The organism is Janthinobacterium sp. SUN120, from assembly GCF_030397735.1.
Lineage (GTDB): Bacteria > Pseudomonadota > Gammaproteobacteria > Burkholderiales > Burkholderiaceae_D > Janthinobacterium > Janthinobacterium kumbetense.
Window position 1 is genome coordinate 363,906 of record NZ_JAPUBW010000003.1, and the last position, 17,006, is coordinate 380,911.

The 17,006-nt window shown below is 63.8% G+C and carries 21 protein-coding genes; 14 read left to right on the forward strand and 7 right to left on the reverse strand.

Translation table 11 applies throughout. The features are described 5' to 3' along the window. Nucleotides 1–48: 48 nt before the first annotated feature. On the reverse strand, nucleotides 49–1,443 hold the full coding sequence (locus O0879_RS19500; protein WP_289918265.1) for an MATE family efflux transporter: 1,395 nt from the start codon (nucleotides 1,441–1,443) through the stop codon (nucleotides 49–51). Nucleotides 1,444–1,632: 189 nt separating this feature from the next. On the opposite strand from O0879_RS19500, the gene O0879_RS19505 reads away from it, so the two are divergent. The 5 genes from O0879_RS19505 to O0879_RS19525 all read left to right on the forward strand — a co-directional run bounded on the left by O0879_RS19505 (nucleotide 1,633) and on the right by O0879_RS19525 (nucleotide 5,773). Continuing rightward, nucleotides 1,633–2,298, forward strand: coding sequence for a beta/gamma crystallin family protein (locus O0879_RS19505; protein ID WP_099665187.1), 666 nt, complete (start codon nucleotides 1,633–1,635; stop codon nucleotides 2,296–2,298). Between the two features lie 264 nt (nucleotides 2,299–2,562). After that, a complete protein-coding gene (locus tag O0879_RS19510) occupies nucleotides 2,563–3,558 on the forward strand; it encodes a beta/gamma crystallin-related protein (RefSeq protein WP_289913421.1) in 996 nt (331 codons plus the stop codon). A gap of 159 nt (nucleotides 3,559–3,717) precedes the next feature. Further along, nucleotides 3,718–4,401: a beta/gamma crystallin-related protein gene (locus tag O0879_RS19515; protein WP_289918267.1), complete on the forward strand. Its 684-nt coding sequence runs from the start codon at nucleotides 3,718–3,720 to the stop codon at nucleotides 4,399–4,401. A gap of 130 nt (nucleotides 4,402–4,531) precedes the next feature. Further along, a complete protein-coding gene (locus O0879_RS19520) occupies nucleotides 4,532–5,458 on the forward strand; it encodes a DnaJ C-terminal domain-containing protein (protein ID WP_099665183.1) in 927 nt (308 codons plus the stop codon). A 3-nt stretch (nucleotides 5,459–5,461) separates the two neighbouring features. Then, the gene (locus O0879_RS19525) at nucleotides 5,462–5,773 is read left to right on the forward strand and encodes a MerR family transcriptional regulator (RefSeq protein ID WP_099665182.1); all 312 of its coding nucleotides are present in this window, start codon (nucleotides 5,462–5,464) and stop codon (nucleotides 5,771–5,773) included. Nucleotides 5,774–5,776: 3 nt separating this feature from the next. On the opposite strand, the gene O0879_RS19530 is transcribed toward O0879_RS19525, so the two are convergent. Both O0879_RS19530 and O0879_RS19535 read right to left on the reverse strand, forming a co-directional pair. Next, nucleotides 5,777–6,004, reverse strand: a complete 228-nt coding sequence (locus O0879_RS19530; protein ID WP_099665181.1) for a hypothetical protein — start codon at nucleotides 6,002–6,004, stop codon at nucleotides 5,777–5,779. Between the two features lie 174 nt (nucleotides 6,005–6,178). After that, nucleotides 6,179–7,093, reverse strand: a complete 915-nt coding sequence (locus tag O0879_RS19535; protein WP_289918269.1) for a LysR family transcriptional regulator — start codon at nucleotides 7,091–7,093, stop codon at nucleotides 6,179–6,181. Between the two features lie 134 nt (nucleotides 7,094–7,227). On the opposite strand from O0879_RS19535, the gene O0879_RS19540 reads away from it, so the two are divergent. Both O0879_RS19540 and O0879_RS19545 read left to right on the forward strand, forming a co-directional pair. Further along, nucleotides 7,228–7,833 (forward strand): FMN-dependent NADH-azoreductase, encoded by a 606-nt coding sequence (locus tag O0879_RS19540; protein ID WP_289913424.1) that lies wholly within the window; start codon nucleotides 7,228–7,230, stop codon nucleotides 7,831–7,833. 153 nt (nucleotides 7,834–7,986) lie between these two features. Further along, entirely contained in the window at nucleotides 7,987–8,493 is a 507-nt protein-coding gene (locus tag O0879_RS19545; RefSeq protein WP_289906236.1) for a nuclear transport factor 2 family protein, read from the forward strand. A gap of 18 nt (nucleotides 8,494–8,511) precedes the next feature. Here O0879_RS19545 and O0879_RS19550 read toward each other — a convergent pair whose 3' ends face one another. After that, a complete protein-coding gene (locus tag O0879_RS19550) occupies nucleotides 8,512–8,811 on the reverse strand; it encodes a hypothetical protein (protein ID WP_099665177.1) in 300 nt (99 codons plus the stop codon). Between the two features lie 139 nt (nucleotides 8,812–8,950). Between O0879_RS19550 and O0879_RS19555 the strand changes: the two genes are divergently transcribed. The 3 genes from O0879_RS19555 (at nucleotide 8,951) to pncB (ending at nucleotide 11,460) form a co-directional block, all read left to right on the forward strand. Beyond that, entirely contained in the window at nucleotides 8,951–9,205 is a 255-nt protein-coding gene (locus O0879_RS19555; RefSeq protein ID WP_099665176.1) for a hypothetical protein, read from the forward strand. 123 nt (nucleotides 9,206–9,328) lie between these two features. Further along, nucleotides 9,329–10,192: a cysteine hydrolase gene (locus tag O0879_RS19560; protein ID WP_289918271.1), complete on the forward strand. Its 864-nt coding sequence runs from the start codon at nucleotides 9,329–9,331 to the stop codon at nucleotides 10,190–10,192. A 77-nt stretch (nucleotides 10,193–10,269) separates the two neighbouring features. Continuing rightward, nucleotides 10,270–11,460, forward strand: a complete 1,191-nt coding sequence (gene pncB / locus O0879_RS19565; protein ID WP_099665174.1) for a nicotinate phosphoribosyltransferase — start codon at nucleotides 10,270–10,272, stop codon at nucleotides 11,458–11,460. Between the two features lie 42 nt (nucleotides 11,461–11,502). On the opposite strand, the gene O0879_RS19570 is transcribed toward pncB, so the two are convergent. Together O0879_RS19570 and O0879_RS19575 are read right to left on the reverse strand one after the other, a co-directional pair. Then, complete coding sequence (locus tag O0879_RS19570) at nucleotides 11,503–11,802, reverse strand: antibiotic biosynthesis monooxygenase family protein (protein WP_034781921.1); 300 nt, start codon at nucleotides 11,800–11,802, stop codon at nucleotides 11,503–11,505. 68 nt (nucleotides 11,803–11,870) lie between these two features. Continuing rightward, entirely contained in the window at nucleotides 11,871–12,209 is a 339-nt protein-coding gene (locus O0879_RS19575) for a hypothetical protein (protein WP_289918272.1), read from the reverse strand. 195 nt (nucleotides 12,210–12,404) lie between these two features. Between O0879_RS19575 and O0879_RS19580 the strand changes: the two genes are divergently transcribed. The 4 genes from O0879_RS19580 to O0879_RS19595 all read left to right on the forward strand — a co-directional run bounded on the left by O0879_RS19580 (nucleotide 12,405) and on the right by O0879_RS19595 (nucleotide 15,815). Further along, nucleotides 12,405–12,986 (forward strand): DJ-1/PfpI family protein, encoded by a 582-nt coding sequence (locus tag O0879_RS19580; RefSeq protein ID WP_230522406.1) that lies wholly within the window; start codon nucleotides 12,405–12,407, stop codon nucleotides 12,984–12,986. A 64-nt stretch (nucleotides 12,987–13,050) separates the two neighbouring features. After that, nucleotides 13,051–14,283 carry a GAF domain-containing protein gene (locus tag O0879_RS19585; RefSeq protein ID WP_099665170.1) on the forward strand — a complete coding sequence of 411 codons (1,233 nt, stop codon included), beginning with the start codon at nucleotides 13,051–13,053 and terminating at the stop codon, nucleotides 14,281–14,283. Between the two features lie 3 nt (nucleotides 14,284–14,286). Further along, the gene (locus O0879_RS19590) at nucleotides 14,287–14,964 is read left to right on the forward strand and encodes a response regulator (RefSeq protein ID WP_170846465.1); all 678 of its coding nucleotides are present in this window, start codon (nucleotides 14,287–14,289) and stop codon (nucleotides 14,962–14,964) included. 155 nt (nucleotides 14,965–15,119) lie between these two features. Then, a complete protein-coding gene (locus tag O0879_RS19595; protein ID WP_034781930.1) occupies nucleotides 15,120–15,815 on the forward strand; it encodes a Crp/Fnr family transcriptional regulator in 696 nt (231 codons plus the stop codon). On the opposite strand, the gene O0879_RS19600 is transcribed toward O0879_RS19595, so the two are convergent. Further along, a complete protein-coding gene (locus O0879_RS19600) occupies nucleotides 15,812–17,002 on the reverse strand; it encodes an MFS transporter (RefSeq protein ID WP_289918280.1) in 1,191 nt (396 codons plus the stop codon). The two genes, O0879_RS19595 and O0879_RS19600, sit on opposite strands and share 4 nt — an antisense overlap. Between the last annotated feature and the right edge of the window lie 4 nt (nucleotides 17,003–17,006).

Sequence of the window (17,006 nt, forward strand, 5' to 3'; positions counted from 1 at the left end):
AGGGCGGCATGCATAAATTGCGCGCCGCCCTGTGTTCCATGCATTGTTTCAATGCGCCGCGCGCAGGCGCTGCAGCGACAGCCGGTTCAAGTACCAGGTCAGCAGCACGGCGGCGACCGTCAAACCCGTGACGAGGCCGATCCAGAAACCGGCGGCGCCCATCGGCTCGGCCGGCGACCAGGGGAAGCCGGCTGGCGCGAGGCCCAGCACGTAGCCGATCGGCAGCGAGAAACCCCAGAAGGCCAGCAGCTGGATCAGCATCGGCTGGCGCGTCACCTTGTAGCCGCGGATGGCGCAGGATGTGGCCACCTGCGTCGCGTCGGACAGCTGGAACAGGGCGGCGAACAGCAGCAGCTGCGCGCACAGGGCCTGCACTTGCGGGTCGGACGTGTAGGCTTGCGCGATCTGGTGGCGGAACACGGTGATGACGGTGGCCGAGACGATGGCCGCCGTCAGCGACATGGCCACGCCCACCCACGAAATGAAGCGCGCGCGGCGCAGATTGGCTTCGCCCACGGCGTGGCCTACGCGCGTGACCAGCGCGATGCCGAACGTGAGCGGCACCATGAAGACGACGGACGAGAAATTCAGGGCGATCTGGTGCGCGGACACCTGGATCACGCCGAAGCGCGCCACCAGCAGGCTGATGACGCCAAACGCGCTCACTTCGGCAAAGTAGGTCACGCCGATGGGCAGGCCCAGGCGCAGCATGGGGCCGATGGACGACAGCTGCGGCCCTTCCCAGTGCGTGAACGGGTACGTGGCGCGGTAGGCGGGCGCGATCTTGATCCAGGCCAGCATGGCCAGCAACATCATCCACACGCAGCAGGTGGTGGCCACGGCGCAGCCCACGCCGCCCATCTTCGGCATGCCCCAGTGGCCGTAGATCAGCAGGTAGTTGACGAGGATATTGATGCCCAGCGCGGCCAGCGCGATGACCATCACGGGCTTGGTCTGGTTGATGCTGGTGCTGTAGCCGTACAGCGCGCGGTAGGCGGCGAACGGCGGCAGCGCGCAGCTGATGATGTGCACGAACAGCTTGGCCTTGGCCGCGACATGGGGTTCGAGCATCAGGTGGTCGAATACCAGCGCCGCCATGTTCGTCAGCAGGCAAGCCACGAGGCCCACGAGCAGCGCCTTCCACAGCGACTGGCGCACGATGTGCGGCACCCGGTCGTGGCGCGCGGCGCCGATTTCATGCGCCACCAGCGTATTGATCGCCATCATGATGCCGCTCACGGTGACGAGTACGATGGACCAGATGGCCGCGCCCAGCGAGACGGCGGCCAGTTCCTCGGGATTCGTATGCCCCGTCATCGCCACGTCGGCCGCGCCCATGCCGACGGTGGCCAGCTGGCCGATCAGGATGGGCCATGCCAGCTTCCACAGCGAAGAAATTTCAGTACGGACGGCGGGCAGGGTGAACGAGGTAGTGTGCGGCATGGTCGGCAAGCTTGACTAAACACAAGATTCTACCGGCATTCGCCGTGCTTGTCCGCCGTGGCGCCCCCGGGGGCGGCGCGCGGTAATCATTTGTTACAGCTAAGTGGGCCAGTCGCGGATAGACTGCGCGCTCTATTTGGCAAAATGACCAAATAGTCAACCGCAGTACCCTGACTATGGAGTAAGACCATGTTGAAGAAAGCTTTGAACTGCGCCCTGCTGCTGGGCGCCGCCATGACGGCCGAACTGGCCGGCGCCGGCGAACTGACCCTGTATTCGCGCGACGATTATCACGGCCGCTCGCACACCGTGCGCGACGCCGTCGCCGACCTGGAAGAGGTCCGTTTCAACGACACGACGCAAAGCATCCGCGTGCGCTCGGGCCGCTGGGAAGCGTGCGAGGAAGCCGATTTCCGCGGCGCCTGCTTCCTGCTCGAGGCGGGCGAGTATCCGTCGCTGGACGGCCATGCCAACAAGATCACTTCGCTGCGCGAAGTGCGCGGCGGCTGGGATGGTTATCCGGGCCGCGACCGCGACCGGGGGCGCGACTGGGACGGCCGCCGTGACCGCGACCGCGAGCGCGGCCATTTGCCGGGGCGCTCGCTGGGCGGCGAACTGACCTTCTATACGCGCGACGATTTCGCCGGCCGCAGCTTGACCGTGCGCAACGCCTCGGCCGATTTGCGCGAACGCGATTTCAACGACACGGTGCAAAGCGTGCGCGTGCGCTCCGGCTATTGGGAAGTGTGCGAGGACGTGGATTTCCGCGGCCGCTGCCGCACCCTGGAACCCGGTGAATACGCGAGCCTGGAGCGCCTGAGCAACCGCATCTCGTCGGTGCGCGAAGTGCGCTGACGCGGGGCTGGCACGAGTGGCCGGTCCCTGCCGGGGCCGGCTATTGCTTTTGGTAACAATTTATTGTGCTTTTCCCATACTTTGTTACACCGTTTTTTCTGCGGATGGTTACACTGGTATCAGTTGTCATGTCGATCACTTGCCTTGACAGACCCTGGCTAACGCTGGCGGCTTTCCGCGTGGACGGGCGGGCACTTGTTACAATGGCATCCTGGCGTTTTGGCCAGGCGAATCATCACCAAAGAATGAAGAATGGAGTTAATCATGACGGGCCCTTTCAAACACGCGCTGGCATGCGCGGCGACCTTGCTGCTCTCGCTGGGGGCGCATGCAAGCGCCCATGCGGGCGATATCACCTTGTTCGAAGACGTTGATTTCCGTGGCCGCGCCGTGAACCTGCGCGAGACGACGGACGACTTGTCGCGCTTTGGCTTCAATGACAAGGTGTCGAGCATCCTGGTGCGTTCAGGGACCTGGGATGTGTGTACCGATGCCGGCTTCCGCGGCAATTGCAAGACCCTGGGGCCGGGCGAGTACCGCTCGATGCCGGGCATGAACGACGCCATCAGTTCGGTGCGCGAATCGGGGCGCGGCGACGGCTACAATCCGGGACGTCCCGGGCGCGATCCGGACCGCGGCCATGGCGGCTATGGCCGTGGCGGCACCCTGGAAGTGTATTCGGGCGCGGGGCAGAATGGCGGCTCGGCGCGCCTGAACCGCGATACGGACGATTTCGTCAGTATCGGCTTCAACGACCGCACCACGAGCATCGTCATCTACAACGGCTATTGGCAGCTGTGCAGCGATGCGAACTACAACGGCGTGTGCCGCATCTTCGGCCCCGGCCGCCACGACGACCTGGGGCGCGGCCTCGATGGGCGCGTGTCGTCGGCGCGCATGGTCGACGAGCGCGAAGCGCGCCGCCAGCAGCAGTATGAACAGCAGTACCAGCGGCCGCAATACGAGCAGCAGTATCCGCAACAGCAATATCCGCAACAGCAGTACCAGCAGCGCGGCGCCGTCCTGCTGTTCCCCGAAGCGGGCATGCGCGGCGAACCGCTGGCGCTGGACCGCAATGCGGAAGACCTGGTGCGCTACAACTTCAATGACCGCGCCTCGTCCATCGTCGTCAACGAGGGCCAGTGGGAGGTGTGCAGCGATTCGAACTTCCGCGGCCGCTGCGAAGTGATCGGGCCGGGAGAATACGGCCGCCTGAACAGCATGGAAAACCAGATTTCCTCGCTGCGCCGCGTGCGCTGATCGCGTCTTGACGCGGTACTGACAGGCCGCCTGCCGGGTTGATCCCGCCAGGCGGTTTTTACATTCCCTGCCGTGTGCTGACATTTGCTTGCCCTTTGTTACACTCGCCGCCTGCCGCCTGGACTACACTGGCGAAAATGTCTCAGTATTGGAGTTGTCATGGTTCGATCTTTCCGGCCCGCGCTGCTGTGCGCCGCCACCTTTCTCGCCCCCCTTGCCGCATCGGCGGGCGAAATCACCCTGTTCGAGGATGCCGGTTTCCGCGGCCGCCCGGTCACCCTGCGCTCCGATACGGGCGATCTGTCGCGCATGGGCTTTAACGACAAGACCTCCAGCATCATCGTGCGCTCGGGCACCTGGGAAGTGTGCAAGGACGCCAATTACCGTGGCAACTGCCGTACCCTGGGACCGGGCCGCTACGACACCATGCCGGGCATGAACGACGCCGTTTCCTCCGTGCGCGAAGTGGGCCGGCCGGGTCATGGCGGCGGCGATCACCGTCCCTACCCGCCGCGGCCGAACCGCCCGTATCCGGAGCCGGAACGCCCGTATCCTGGTCACGGCCATGGCGGCGGCCACCGTCCCGACATGAATGGCGCCGTGCTGATGTTCCCCGATGCGGGCATGCGCGGCCGGCCCGTGCGCCTGGACCGCGAAGTGCATGACTTGAGCCGCTATGGCTTCAACGACCGCGCCGAATCGATCGTCGTCAATTACGGCCGCTGGGAATTCTGCGTCGACGCCAACTTCCGCGGCCGCTGCGTGGTGATGGGGCCAGGTAGCTACGGCCGCCTGCACCATGGCCTGGACCGCCGCATTTCCTCGCTGCGCCGCGTGCGCTAGGCGTTTCCGCTTCCCTGCTGCCGCCCGCGCGACCCCAGTCCCGCGGGCGGTGTTGTATTGTGCGCACGCGCCATCGGCGCCAATTCGTGTACTCTTCCCATAGGCACTTCAACCATGGGGAGCAGGCACGGTGGAATACAAGGATTATTACAAGGAACTTGGCGTCGAAAAGACGGCGACCGAGGCCGAGATCAAGAAGGCGTACCGCAAGCTGGTACGCAAATACCATCCCGACGTGAGCAAGGAGCCGGACGCCGACAAGCGCACCAAGGCCCTCAACGAAGCCTACGGCGTGCTGGGCGACGCGGAAAAGCGCGCCGCCTACGATGAACTGGGGCGCAGCGCGCAGGGCCATCCCAAGGGAGAACCTTTCCGACCGCCGCCGGACTGGGGTGCGGGCTACGAATCGTCGGGCGCCGACGACAGCGACTTCTTTGCCGACCTGTTCGCCCACGTGGGCGGGCGGCGCCGCGCCAACAGCACGTTCCAGATGCAGGGCGAGGACAGCCACGCCGCCATCACCATCGATTTGCAGGACAGCTACCAGGGCGCCAAGCGCCATATCGTCATGCGCGTGCCCGAGGCGGATGCGCAAGGCCACGTGGTGACGCGCGAACGCACGCTGGAAGTGACGATACCGAAAGGCGTCACGGAGGGCCAGCAGCTGCGCATGAAGGGGCAGGGCAATCCGGGCAGCGGCGGCGCGCCCGCCGGCGACCTGTACCTGGAAATCCGCTTCCGGCCCGATGCGCGCTACAAGGTGGAAGGGCGCGACGTCTTCGAGACGGTGCCCGTCACGCCGTGGGAAGCGGCGCTGGGCGGCGAGATCGACGTGCCCACGCCATCGGGCACGGTGTCCGTCAGCGTGCCGCCCAATTCGCAGACGGGGCGCAAGCTGCGCCTGAAGGGACGCGGCATCCCCGCCGCCCAGCCGGGCGACCTGTATCTGCTGCTGGAAGTGGTGCTGCCGCCGGCGAACGATGACAAGGCGCGCGAACTGTATGCAACCATGGCGCGCGAGATGGCTTTCAATCCGCGCCAGAAGCTGGGAGGGTAAATCATGACAAACAAGGTAATTGGCGAATTGCTCGAAGACCGTGCCCTGAGCCTGGAAGAACTGGCGCGCGCCTGCGCCGTGGAGCCGGATTGGGTGGTGCAGCACGTGCAGACGGGCGTGCTGCTGCAAAATGGCCCGCCGGCGGGGCAACTCACGGCCTGGCGCTTCACCAGCCTGGACCTGGTGCGCGCGCGCCGCCTGCACGAAATCGAATCCGTGTTCGACGCGAACGCCGAACTGGCCGCGCTGGTGGTCGACTTGTCGGAAGAAGTGGCGCGCCTGCGGCGCCGCCTGCACGTGCTGGGCGTCGATTAGGCCTTATGCCGGCTCGCCGTGCCGTTGCACGGTGAGCCGGGCAATATAGAACTGCCCGTCGACGACCACCCGGTGCGGGATGCCGGCCACGTCGAAGCCGGGGCCGCCGTCTTCCATCCATTCCTGCGCCAGCGAATCGAATTGCTGCGGCGTCATGCGCAGCATCTGCGCCGTGATGACGAAGCGCGCGCCAGGTTTTTGTTTGTTGACGAAGTCGTCGATGCCGGCCATGTGGTTCCTTATTAAAGTGTTACCCGCATCATACCTGTGTCAATTGTGAACTCACAACGCCTAACAAAACCGTAGCGAGCGGCAGCGATTTGTGGCTAAGAAGCGCAACCGTACTTTAGTACGGTGAGCATCGCAGGCCGCAAAGCGCGACGCGCAGTAGGTTTTGTTTGGCGTTTAAAACCCTTGGGCCAGCAACGGCAACTGCTCCGCAAACCGCTCCGTCAGCCACTTGCCCGCCTGGCCCGGCGGCGTGTCGGCGCGCTGGATCAGGTAAATCGGGTAATTCTCGCCATTGTCGACGGCCAGCGGCAGGTGCATCAGGCGGCCTTCCGCCAGGTCGTCGCGCACCATCGCTTCGGGCATGTTGCCCCAGCCCAGGCCCGCGCGCAGCAGCGCGTGCTTGGAACCGAGGTCGCCCAGGCGCCAGTTGCGCAATCCCAGCACGCCGAAATCCTGGCCTTCCGTCAGCACGCTGCGGTCGCTGAGTACCAGCTGCACGTGTTCGCGCGCCACGTTGGAGGGAATCGGGCCTGCCAGCTGCGCCAGCGCGTGGCTGGGCGCTGCCACGGGAATCAGGCGCACGTGGCCCACGGCCAGGCGCTCGAAGACGCTGGCCGTGGCCGTCATCCAGCCACCGAGGCCGATGTGGCAGCTGCCATCCATCACCAGTTGCGCCACGGCGCCCATCGCCTCGATGCGCAGGCGCAGGGCGACGGTGGGGAACTGCGCCTGGAACGCTTCGAGCACGCGCACCAGCACGCAGGTGGGAAACATCACGTCGACCACCACCGACACTTCCGCCTCCAGCCCGCCGGCCAAGGCCTTGGCACGCGCACGCATGCCGTCGACCTTCAGGGCCACGGCGCGCGCGTCGGCCAGCAGGGCCTTGCCCGCGTCCGTCAGGGTGGGCTTGCGCTTGCCGCGGTCGAGCAGCACCACGTTCAGTTGTTCTTCCAGGTTGGCGATGGTGTAGCTGATCACCGACTGCGTGCGGTGCAACTGGCGCGCCGCGTGGGCGAAACCGCCCGCGTCGATGACGGCGACAAACACGCGCAACTGGTCGAGCGAAGGTTGGCCCGGTTCTCTCATGCTGACTCCATATCTAGAAATTCGATGCTAATCATTTATATTTACACGGTTTTCTCGATGGTAGACCCGAACTATGCTGTGTACAAGGGCTGCGATGCGGCCATTCCCGTCACCCGTTTTCACAGGAGCACTTCATGAGCAAGGTCTTATACATTAATAGCAGCGTGCGCAACAGCGGTTCCCTTTCTCGTCAATTGTCCGGCGAATTCGTCGCCAAACTGGCCGCGCAAGGCGCCAGCGTGGTCGAACGCGACCTGGCGGCGCAGCCCGTGCCGCACTTGACGGAAGAGGTGATGGGCGCCTTCTTCACGCCGGCCGACCAGCGCAGCGCGCACGCGGCAGCGGCCGTGCAATTGTCCGATACCCTGGTCGACGAATTGCTGGCGGCCGACGTGCTGGTGCTGGCCGCGCCCATGTACAACTTTTCCGTGCCCTCGACCCTGAAGGCGTGGATCGACCACGTGGCGCGCGCGGGCCGCACGTTCCAGTACACGGCGACGGGCCCGGTCGGCCTGGCCACGGGCAAGAAAGCGGTCATTTTCACGGCCAGCGGCGGCGTCTACAGCGAAGGCCCCGGCGCCGCGTATGACTACCTGAGCACTTATCTGCGCACGGCGCTGGGCTTCATCGGCATCACCGAGATCGAGTTCGTGCAAGCCGAAGGCGTGGCCATGGGCGAGGAAGCCGTCAGCAGCGCGATCGCCAAGGGCCGCGCGTCGATCGAAGCCCTGGCTGCCTGAGTCAGGCTCGCCTCTAGTTCCAAAGGGGGATTGCCAATCTGCCATGGTTGACATAAGCTTGCCGGCGGCACGCCCCGTGCCGGCCCGGCGAGCGGTTCGCCATGAAAGTCCCTCATGCACAAGTTGGCAAGCGCAATATTGTTCGGATGTTCTTTGTTTTCAGCAGGCATTGCGCTGGCGCAAACTGCGCCCGTGGCGCCGCCCCACGTGGGGCGCCACGCTTCCACGCCCGAAGATATCCGCGCCATCGAAAAAGTCGTCGCCGACTTCCAGGCGGCCCTGATCGCCAAGGATGTCAAGCTGCTGTCGTCGCTGCTGCTGCATACGAACATCCTGTTCGCCTCGCCTGCCGACGACGATTTCATCAAGAAAATGCGCGACACGACGGACGTCCACTTCGACGGCGTCGGGGCGGCCGGCTATGTCGGTTTCGCCAACTTCATCAAGCGCGAACCCCAGCGCACGGAAGAAAAATTCTACAACGTCAAGATCACCCAGGACCGCCATGTCGCGTGGGTCAACTTCGACTACGAATTCCTCGTCGGCAATAAATTGTCCAACTATGGCGTGGAAGCGTGGCAAATGGTCAAGCGCGATGGCGAATGGAAAATCCTCAGCGTCGTGTGGTCCATGCATTCCGCGGCCGAGGCCGGAAAGTAGGGGGCCGGCGACGCCGCGTCAGTCGCGCGGCAGCTCGCGGATTTCCACCGTCCCCCCTGCGTTCAGTACGGGGTTTCCGATTAACAATTTTTTTGCATCGTCTATACTTTCAGCTTGTACACGTATATAACCTGACAAGTGTGGCGTGACCGGTTTGGCCTGGCCGGACCGGTGTACGCAGATACCGGGACCGATGGAACTGCCGCCGCAGAAGCGGCCGCTGGCCCTGAGCATGGCGAAGTAATCTTCCCAGGCCGGCGTGGCGACGTCCACCGGTGTTTCCGTGTCGTCGTGCATGAAGATGAGGTAGTCATTCATCCATTTTCTCCTATGCCGCGTTATAAAAACAAAGCCGCATCGGGTATCCCGAGCAGGCGTGAACGCATGGTTTTACCTTTTTACCGCGTCAGTCCGTAGAGACAAGCTGTCCGGCCATGTCATTTTTGGAGCGAACATCGTGCCGATAAAGTATGTTGATTTTTATGAGGTGAATTACACGGCGGAACCCTTGCGGGGCTGCAAGCTATGGGGCGCCTACGTCGCCATCTATGCCCCGTCGCGCAACCCCATGCACCGGGTCAACCTGGTGAAAAAGCGCCGGGTATCGGCCGACCACCAGTTTACAACGGAAGCGGACGCCGTGGCGGAAGCGGGCGAGGTGGCCGTCAAGCTTGTCGAGCGGCGCCAGCGCCGCTATGTCTTCCATCCCTGAAGCGTCGCGTGGCTTGTTTCGGCGCAAGTTATTGCGAGTGAGCACAGTCCGGGCGTAGCCGGTGCAGGCGCGCCGGCGCAGTTGCCCGTATCATGCGAACTATTGCCACGCCAGAGGACCGCCATGAAACGCCAGTTGCACCTGCTCGTCATCGATCCGCAAAACGATTTTTGCGACTTGCCCGCCGCCTGGCTGCCGCCAGACGCCGCACCGGCGCTGGCCGTGCCCGGCGCCCACCAGGATATGCTGCGCGTGGCGCAATTGATCCGCGAAGGGGGCGGCGGCTTGACGCAGATCAGCATCACGCTCGACGCGCACCACCGCTACGACATCGCCCACCCCGCCTTCTGGCGCACGGGCGATGGCGGCGCCGTGCCGCCATTTACGCAGATCAGCGCGCAGCAGGTGCGCGACCGCCTGTTCCTGCCCGCCGCCAGCGGCGCCTTGCCGCGCGCGCTGGCCTATCTGGATGCCTTGCAGCAAGCGGGGCGCTATCAATTGATGGTGTGGCCCGTGCATTGCGAGATCGGCAGCTGGGGGCAGAATGTCCACGCGGCCGTGCGCGCCGCCTACAACGCGTGGGAAGTGGAGCGGCTGCAAGTGGTGGCCAAGCTGAGCAAGGGTTCGAATCCATGGACCGAGCATTACTCGGCCGTCATGGCGGAAGTGCCCGATCCGCAGGATGCGGCCACCCAGCTCAACCGCGCCTTCCTCGATACCTTGCTGCCGGCGCAGCAGATTTATGTCACCGGCGAAGCGGGCAGCCACTGCGTGAAAGCCAGCACCGAGCACATCGCCGACTACCTGCAAGCGCAGCAGGGACCGCAGGCGCTGGCGCGCCTGGTCTTGCTGACGGACTGCATGAGCCCTGTCACGGGCTTTGCATCACAGCAGCGCGACTTCCTGGCCGCCATGCATGCGCGCGGCGCGCGGCTGGCCACCTCCGCCGACGTCTTGCCCGAACTGCAGGCGAACGCGCCGGCCTGAGCCATTGTCGATTGTGTCCTGCTGAAATGCTTGCAGTGGCGTACTATTCTGGCTTCAGGAAGTTGGAGAAAACACACATGACCCCGATAGTGCGCAGTTTGCTGGAAACCGATCTGTATAAATTTACAATGTGGCAAGCATTGCTGCACGGTCATCCGAATACCCATACCGAATACGAATTTGTCTGCCGCAACGCCACGGCCTTTCCCCTGGCCGAACTGAAGGGCGAGCTGGAAGAGCAGCTCGACCATTTATGCTCGATGTCGTTTGCCGACGACGAGCTGGCGTATCTGCGCACCCTGCGCTTCATGAAGAGCGATTTCGTCGACTTTTTGACGGTGTTCCGCTTCCAGCGCAAGTTCATCGAAGTGAGCACGGATGGCGACACCTTGCTCGTGCACGCGGCCGGGCCGCAAGTACACGTGATGGGCTTCGAGATTTTCGTGCTGTACATCATCAACGAACTGTATTTCCGCCGTTTCGACCTGGACGCGGCCATGCGCGAAGGGCGCCACCGCCTGGGCTTGAAAGTGGCGGCCGTGAAGGAATTCGGCAAGCTGCCAAGGCGCAAGCATCCATTCGAGTTTTCCGACTTCGGCGTGCGCCGGCGCTTTTCCGGTGCCTGGCATGACGAGGTGGTGCAGCGCCTGGCGCGCGAGGTGCCCGAGTATTTCAAGGGTACGTCGAATGTCTACCTGGCGAAAAAGCTCGGCATCGTGCCGATCGGCACCATGGCGCATGAATACATGCAATCGTTCCAGTCGTTTGGCGTGCGCCTGCGCGACTTTCAAAAGGCGGCACTGGAAGACTGGGTGCAGGAATACCGGGGCGACCTGGGTATCGCCCTGACGGACGTGGTGGGAATGGACGCCTTCCTGGCCGACTTCGACCTGTATTTCGCCAAGCTGTTCGACGGCTTGCGCCACGATTCGGGCGACCCCGTCGAGTGGGGCGAGAAGGCACTGGCCCATTACGCGGCCCTGCGCATCGACGCCAATACCAAGCGCCTCGTGTTTTCCGACGGCCTGGACCTGGACAAGGCGTTTGCCCTGTACCAGCACTTCGCCGACCGCATCATGACGGGCTTCGGCATCGGCACCAATCTCACCAATGACGTCGGTTTGACGCCGCTCAACATCGTCATGAAACTGGTGCGCTGCAATGGCCAGTCCGTGGCGAAATTGTCGGATTCGCCGGGCAAGACCCTGTGCAAGGATGAAACTTTCCTCGCTTACTTGCGGCAAGTGTTTCACCATCCTGCCGTTTAAGGCGCCGGCCCGGACATTTACAGCCCGTGCCGCCTGCCGATATTAAAACCCGGTCACCACCGTGTTCATGTGCTCGACCTGGGGCGGGGCGGCAAAGAATTCGCCCACCAGGCCGCGCCAGGCCTGGAAGTCGTCGCTGCCGCGGAAATGCACGGTATGGTCTTCCAGCGTCGTCCAGCCCACGACGAGGCGGTAGGCGTCGCCGTTTTCGATCGAGCGCTCCAGGCGCATCGACTCGCAGCCGCGCGCGCGCTGGAACAGGGGGATGGCTTTCGTCACGGCCGCTTCGAAGGCAGCGTGCGTGGCCGATTTGATCTGGATGTGGGCAATTTCAAAAATCATGGCAAGTTCCACTGAGGAATGAAGGAAGCTTGATCTTGCCATAATTTGGCCGCGCGGGGGAGGGCGCCTCAGCCAGCGAGCGTAGCGACGCCTGCGCGCCGCCCGCCCGCGTGGCTGGCCGTGCGCTGGTCGATATCGCAGCCGTGATGCGCCTGCACGATGGCGTGCGCCCGTTCCCGTTCCTGCGCATTGCCGATGGCCACGACGAGGCGGAACATGCCGCGCCACGCGGCCTTGCCCTGTATGGGGACGGTGGGGACGGCCTCGTCGTCGACCGTGTCGAGCTGCACGGCGTGCGCGGGGAAACCATCGTCGAGCAGGGCGCTGCGGGCCTGCTGCGCATCGGCAAAATGGTCGAAGATACGGATCAGGGCAGGTGTAGCAAGGGGGCTGGTGGCGGTGTGCATGGCCAGGCTTTCGAGTGGGGGCGTCCGAGTTTGACCTGCCAGCCTGTAAAAAATTCTGCCTCAGCCTGTAAAATCCTCGATCAAGGCGCAAAAGTTTGATAAATATCCAGTATGGTTGCCAAGTCGCGCTAAGATACGCCTTGCGGTGTGTCCTGCAGGCAAGGATATGGGATCAATCTTTCATAGGAGAACTAAATGGCAGCGAAGAAAATTCTGTTTTTGACCGGCGATTTTGCAGAAGATTATGAGACGATGGTGCCGTTCCAGGCCCTGCTGATGCTCGGCCATACCGTGCATGCCGTGTGTCCCGGCAAGAAGAGCGGCGAGACGATCAAGACGGCCATCCACGATTTCGAGGGCGACCAGACCTACACGGAAAAGCCGGGCCATTTGTTCACCCTGAACGCCAGCTTCGACGACATCGACCCGGCCCACTATGACGCCGTGATGATCGCCGGCGGCCGCGCCCCCGAATACCTGCGCCTGAACGAGAAAGTCATCGCCGCCGTGCGCCATTTCGCCGAGGCGGGCAAGCCTGTCGCGGCCGTCTGCCACGGTGCGCAATTGCTGGCCGCCGCCGACGTCATCCGCGGCAAGCGCATTTCCGCCTATCCCGCCTGCGCGCCGGAAGTGAAGCTGGCGGGCGGCACGTATGCCGACATCGCCGTCACGGACGCCGTCACGGATGGCCAGTTCGTCACGGCGCCCGCGTGGCCCGCGCACCCGGCCTGGCTGGCGCAGTTCGTCAAGCTGCTCGGTACCGAGATCCGTTTGTAACCTTTACCAGCCCGGCAAGCCGCAGCGCTTGCCGGGCGCACTACTTTTCAGATTCGAGTTCTTCATGCATGCGCCGCGCAGTCAATCTTCCCGCAAACAACTTCCAGCGTCGCGCTGGCGCCAGCGCCGCCTGGCGCAAGCCGAATCGGGCCTGAGCGCCGCGCAGGAACGCCAGCTGGCCACCCTGCATGAGATTTCCACCTTGCTGGCGGGACAGCACGCCATCGATGCGCTGTGCCGCGGCTTCCTGCGCCACGTGATGCAATTCGCGCAGGCGGAAGGGGGCACCGTGCGCATCCTCGATCCGCAGCACGATACCGTGCACATCATCGTGCACGAGGGCATTTCCGACGCCATGGTGGAAGAGGAACACTGCATCCGCAACAACGATTGCCTGTGCGGCGCGGCCGTGGCGCAGGGCGTGATCCAGATCCGCGATTTCCGCCAGGTCGATGCCTTGCAGCGTTACCGTTGCCAGGATGAAGGATTTATCGCCATCGCCGTCTTCCCCATCCTCGCGCGCGACCAGGTGGTGGGCAGTTTTTCGCTGCACTTTGCGCGCCCGCAAGCCGTGCATGCGCAGCAGCAGGGCTGGCTGGAAACGCTGGGCCAGAGCCTGGGCATCGCCATCGAAAACCAGCGCCTGATCGCGCGCGAAAAGGAATTCGCCGTGGCGCGCGAACGCAGCCTGCTGGCCGAAGGCTTGCATGACAGCATCGCGCAAAGCCTCAACTTCATCAGCCTGCAAGTGCAGATGCTCGACGATTCCGTGCGCCGGGGCCAGCTCGACGAAGCGGCCGAAGTGTTGCCGCTGATGCGCATGGGCGTCGAGCAAAGCTACCAGGACGTGCGCGAATTGCTGGTCAATTTCCGCACCCGCTGGCATGGCAGCGACCTGGAAAGCAAGCTGTCGGAAGTGCTGGCCAAGTTCGAGCTGCAGACGGGCGTCGTCGGCACCCTGGACATGAGCGGCAATGGCGCGCCGCTGGCGCCCGAGCAGCAGTTGCAGATCCTGTTCATCGTGCAGGAAGCGCTGTCGAATATCCGCAAGCACGCGCAGGCGAGCAACGTGGCGCTGCGCGTGGTCAACGGGCGCGATTTCGCGCTGCAGGTGCGCGACGATGGCGAAGGCTTCGCCGCCAACCTGCGCGACAAGAAAACGGAATTGCAGATCGGCTTGCGTATCATGCAGGAAAGAGCCGAGCGGCTCGGTGCGCAATTTGCCATCGACAGCACGCCCGGCGGCGGCACGACGATCTCGCTGGCCTTGCCGGCAGCCCGGCGCCAGGCCGCGTAACAGATGACTTATCCCTATCAGGCCACAAACATAGTGAACGCACCAATCAAAATCCTGCTGGTCGACGACCACACCTTGCTGCGCAGCGGCGTCAAGCTGCTGCTGCAGCGCAATCCTCAATTCCAGGTGGTGGGCGAGGCATCGAACGGGCTGGACGGCGTGCGCCTGACGGCCGAACTGCGGCCCGACGTGGTGCTGATGGACTTGAACATGCCCGGCGTGTCCGGCGTCGAGGCGCTGCAGCTGATCTTGCAGGACTTGCCGCAGATGGTCGTGCTGATGCTGACCGTGTCGGAAAACGCGGCCGACCTGGGCGCGGCCCTGCGCGCGGGCGCGCGCGGCTACCTGCTGAAAAATATCGAAGCCGAGCAGCTGGGCCAGGCCATTTGCCGCGCCGCCGCCGGCGAGTCCGTGATTGCCGACGCCATGACGGCCAAGCTGGTGTCGCAGTTCCGCGCGGGGCAGAACGCGCCCCAGGCCGACTATGACAAGCTGACGCCGCGCGAACGCGAAGCCATGGCTTGCCTGGCGCAAGGATTGAGCAACAAGGAAATCGCGCGCCAGCTCGATGTGGCCGAAAGCACGGTGAAAATCCACGTGCAAAACATCCTCAAAAAGCTTAAGCTCAGCAGCCGCGTGCAGATCGCCGTGTATGCCGTCGAGCGTGAGTTGAGCAAATAAAGATCAAACAAAGTGCAAATAGTGCGCAAGGAATGCGAGATTGTTTGATCTGCATGGCGTTCCGGCCTAGACAACCCTAGTTCCTTTGACGTATGGCCTTGACCGTGCCTGCGCATTACACTCTTAGTCATTCGCTAATCTAATAAGAGAGTGTCATGCATAAGGTCAACGTCGATGGCTTGCTATCGAGCCAGGCTCTGTTTCGCCATATTTCCCCTTCGCAATTAGAGCAATTGCGCCAGGATGTCGTGCGCGTCGAAGTGGAAAAAGGCAAAGTGCTGTTCCGCAAGGGCGAAGTGGCGGAAGGCGCCTATGTGGTGGTCTTCGGCCTCGTCAAGCTGAGCGTGTTTTCCATGGAAGGTACCGACAAGGTACTGGAACTGATCCGCCCGGGCCAGAGTTTCGGCGAAGCCATGATTTTCCTCGATGAACCGTATCCGTTCTGCGCCGAAGCGCTCGAGCACTGCCTGCTGCTGCGCATTCCGCCGCATGCGCTGCTGCGCCTGCTGGACCAGTCGCCCCGTATCGCGCGCCAGATGATGAACAGCCTGTCGCATCACCTGATGGGTTTTATCCGCAACGTGGAGCGCTGCTCCGTGCAGAACGCCACCCAGCGCGTGGTCGAGTACCTGCTGCAAGCTTCGGACCAGCAGCGTTCGAACGAGGTCAAGCTGGACTTGAAGAAAAGTCTGTTGGCATCGTTCCTGAACCTGGCGCCCGCCACCCTGTCGCGCGTGCTGCACCAGTTGACGGACTTGCATTTGATTAAAGTCAGCGGTTCGCTGATCCAGATTCAGCCGGATGCCTTGAAGACGTATCGCCATGGTTCTACCGCGGCCATGCTGAACTAAGCTTTTTCAGCAGGCAAGGTCAGCCGCCAGAACAGCAGGGCGAGCAAGCTGACCGCCGCGCCCAGCGCGCATACCCCATGCCAGCCCGCCAGCGCATACACGCTGGTGGCGGCAATCGCACCGAGTCCGCTTCCCACCGCATAAAACAGCATGTAGCACGCCACCAGGCGGCTGTGCGCGTCGCTGTCCTGCTTGAAAATCAGGCTCTGGTTCGTCACATGGATGGCCTGGCCCGCCAGGTCCAGCGCGATGATGCCGACGATCAAAGGCCACAGGGACGCGCCCGCAAAGCTGAGCGGCAGCCACGCGGCCAGCAGCAGCAACAGGGCTGCGCCCGTCGTCCACTGCGCGCGGCCATTATCGGCCAGCGCCCCGGCGCGCGCCGCGCCCAGCGCCCCCACCACGCCCACCAGGCCAAACGCGCCGATGGCCGCATGGCTGTAGCCTTGCGCCGTCAAGGGCAGCACCAGGGCGCTCCAGAAAATATTGAACACGGCAAACATCAGCAGGGCCAGCGTACCCCGCACGCGCAAGACTTTGTTGTGCATCAACATCCCCGCCATCGAGGCGAGCAGGGCGCCATACGCCAGTTGTCGGTTGGCCGGCTGCGCCGGCGGCAGCTTGCGCCACAGCAGCAGCAACAGGGCGCAGGCGATGGCCGCCGAAACAAAGTACACGGCGCGCCAGTCGGCCACATCGGCCACCACGCCGGACAGGGTGCGCGCCAGCAGCAAGCCGATCACCACGCCGCCCTGCGCCATGCCGACCACGCGGCCCCGCTCGTGGCTGGCCGCCGCGCTGGCCGCATAGGCGATCAAGCCCTGCGTCATGGCCGTCCCCAGCAAGCCGACCAGGAGCATGCCGCCCAGCAAGGCGGCCGTGGAGCGGGCGCAGCCCAGCGCCGCCAGGGAGATGGCCAGCAAACCCAGCTGGAACAGGGTCAAACGGCGCCGGTTCAGCATGTCGCCCAGGGGCACCAGCAGCAGCAGGGCCAGCGCGCAGCCGAGCTGCGTGGCCGTGATGACCATGCCGCTGGCCGCTTCCGTCATGCCGAATTCCTGCGCCAGGGTGGCGAGCAAGGGCTGGGCGTAATACACATTGGCCACGCTGAGGCCGGCCGCCGTGGCAAACAGCCAGACGAGGGAAGGGGGAAGTGCTGTCGTGATGGATAGGTTGGTATCGCGCATGGGT

Excerpts from the sequence above, each read along its gene's own strand:
- O0879_RS19500 (WP_289918265.1), bottom strand. The coding sequence starts at position 1,443 with ATGCCGCACACTACCTCGTTCACCCTGCCCGCCGTCCGTACTGAAATT.
- O0879_RS19505 (WP_099665187.1), top strand. The coding sequence starts at position 1,633 with ATGTTGAAGAAAGCTTTGAACTGCGCCCTGCTGCTGGGCGCCGCCATG.
- O0879_RS19510 (WP_289913421.1), top strand. The coding sequence starts at position 2,563 with ATGACGGGCCCTTTCAAACACGCGCTGGCATGCGCGGCGACCTTGCTG.
- O0879_RS19515 (WP_289918267.1), top strand. The coding sequence starts at position 3,718 with ATGGTTCGATCTTTCCGGCCCGCGCTGCTGTGCGCCGCCACCTTTCTC.
- O0879_RS19525 (WP_099665182.1), top strand. The coding sequence starts at position 5,462 with ATGACAAACAAGGTAATTGGCGAATTGCTCGAAGACCGTGCCCTGAGC.
- O0879_RS19530 (WP_099665181.1), bottom strand. The coding sequence starts at position 6,004 with ATGGCCGGCATCGACGACTTCGTCAACAAACAAAAACCTGGCGCGCGC.
- O0879_RS19535 (WP_289918269.1), bottom strand. The coding sequence starts at position 7,093 with ATGAGAGAACCGGGCCAACCTTCGCTCGACCAGTTGCGCGTGTTTGTC.
- O0879_RS19540 (WP_289913424.1), top strand. The coding sequence starts at position 7,228 with ATGAGCAAGGTCTTATACATTAATAGCAGCGTGCGCAACAGCGGTTCC.
- O0879_RS19550 (WP_099665177.1), bottom strand. The coding sequence starts at position 8,811 with ATGAATGACTACCTCATCTTCATGCACGACGACACGGAAACACCGGTG.
- O0879_RS19560 (WP_289918271.1), top strand. The coding sequence starts at position 9,329 with ATGAAACGCCAGTTGCACCTGCTCGTCATCGATCCGCAAAACGATTTT.
- pncB (WP_099665174.1), top strand. The coding sequence starts at position 10,270 with ATGACCCCGATAGTGCGCAGTTTGCTGGAAACCGATCTGTATAAATTT.
- O0879_RS19570 (WP_034781921.1), bottom strand. The coding sequence starts at position 11,802 with ATGATTTTTGAAATTGCCCACATCCAGATCAAATCGGCCACGCACGCT.
- O0879_RS19575 (WP_289918272.1), bottom strand. The coding sequence starts at position 12,209 with ATGCACACCGCCACCAGCCCCCTTGCTACACCTGCCCTGATCCGTATC.
- O0879_RS19580 (WP_230522406.1), top strand. The coding sequence starts at position 12,405 with ATGGCAGCGAAGAAAATTCTGTTTTTGACCGGCGATTTTGCAGAAGAT.
- O0879_RS19585 (WP_099665170.1), top strand. The coding sequence starts at position 13,051 with ATGCATGCGCCGCGCAGTCAATCTTCCCGCAAACAACTTCCAGCGTCG.
- O0879_RS19590 (WP_170846465.1), top strand. The coding sequence starts at position 14,287 with ATGACTTATCCCTATCAGGCCACAAACATAGTGAACGCACCAATCAAA.
- O0879_RS19595 (WP_034781930.1), top strand. The coding sequence starts at position 15,120 with ATGCATAAGGTCAACGTCGATGGCTTGCTATCGAGCCAGGCTCTGTTT.
- O0879_RS19600 (WP_289918280.1), bottom strand. The coding sequence starts at position 17,002 with ATGCGCGATACCAACCTATCCATCACGACAGCACTTCCCCCTTCCCTC.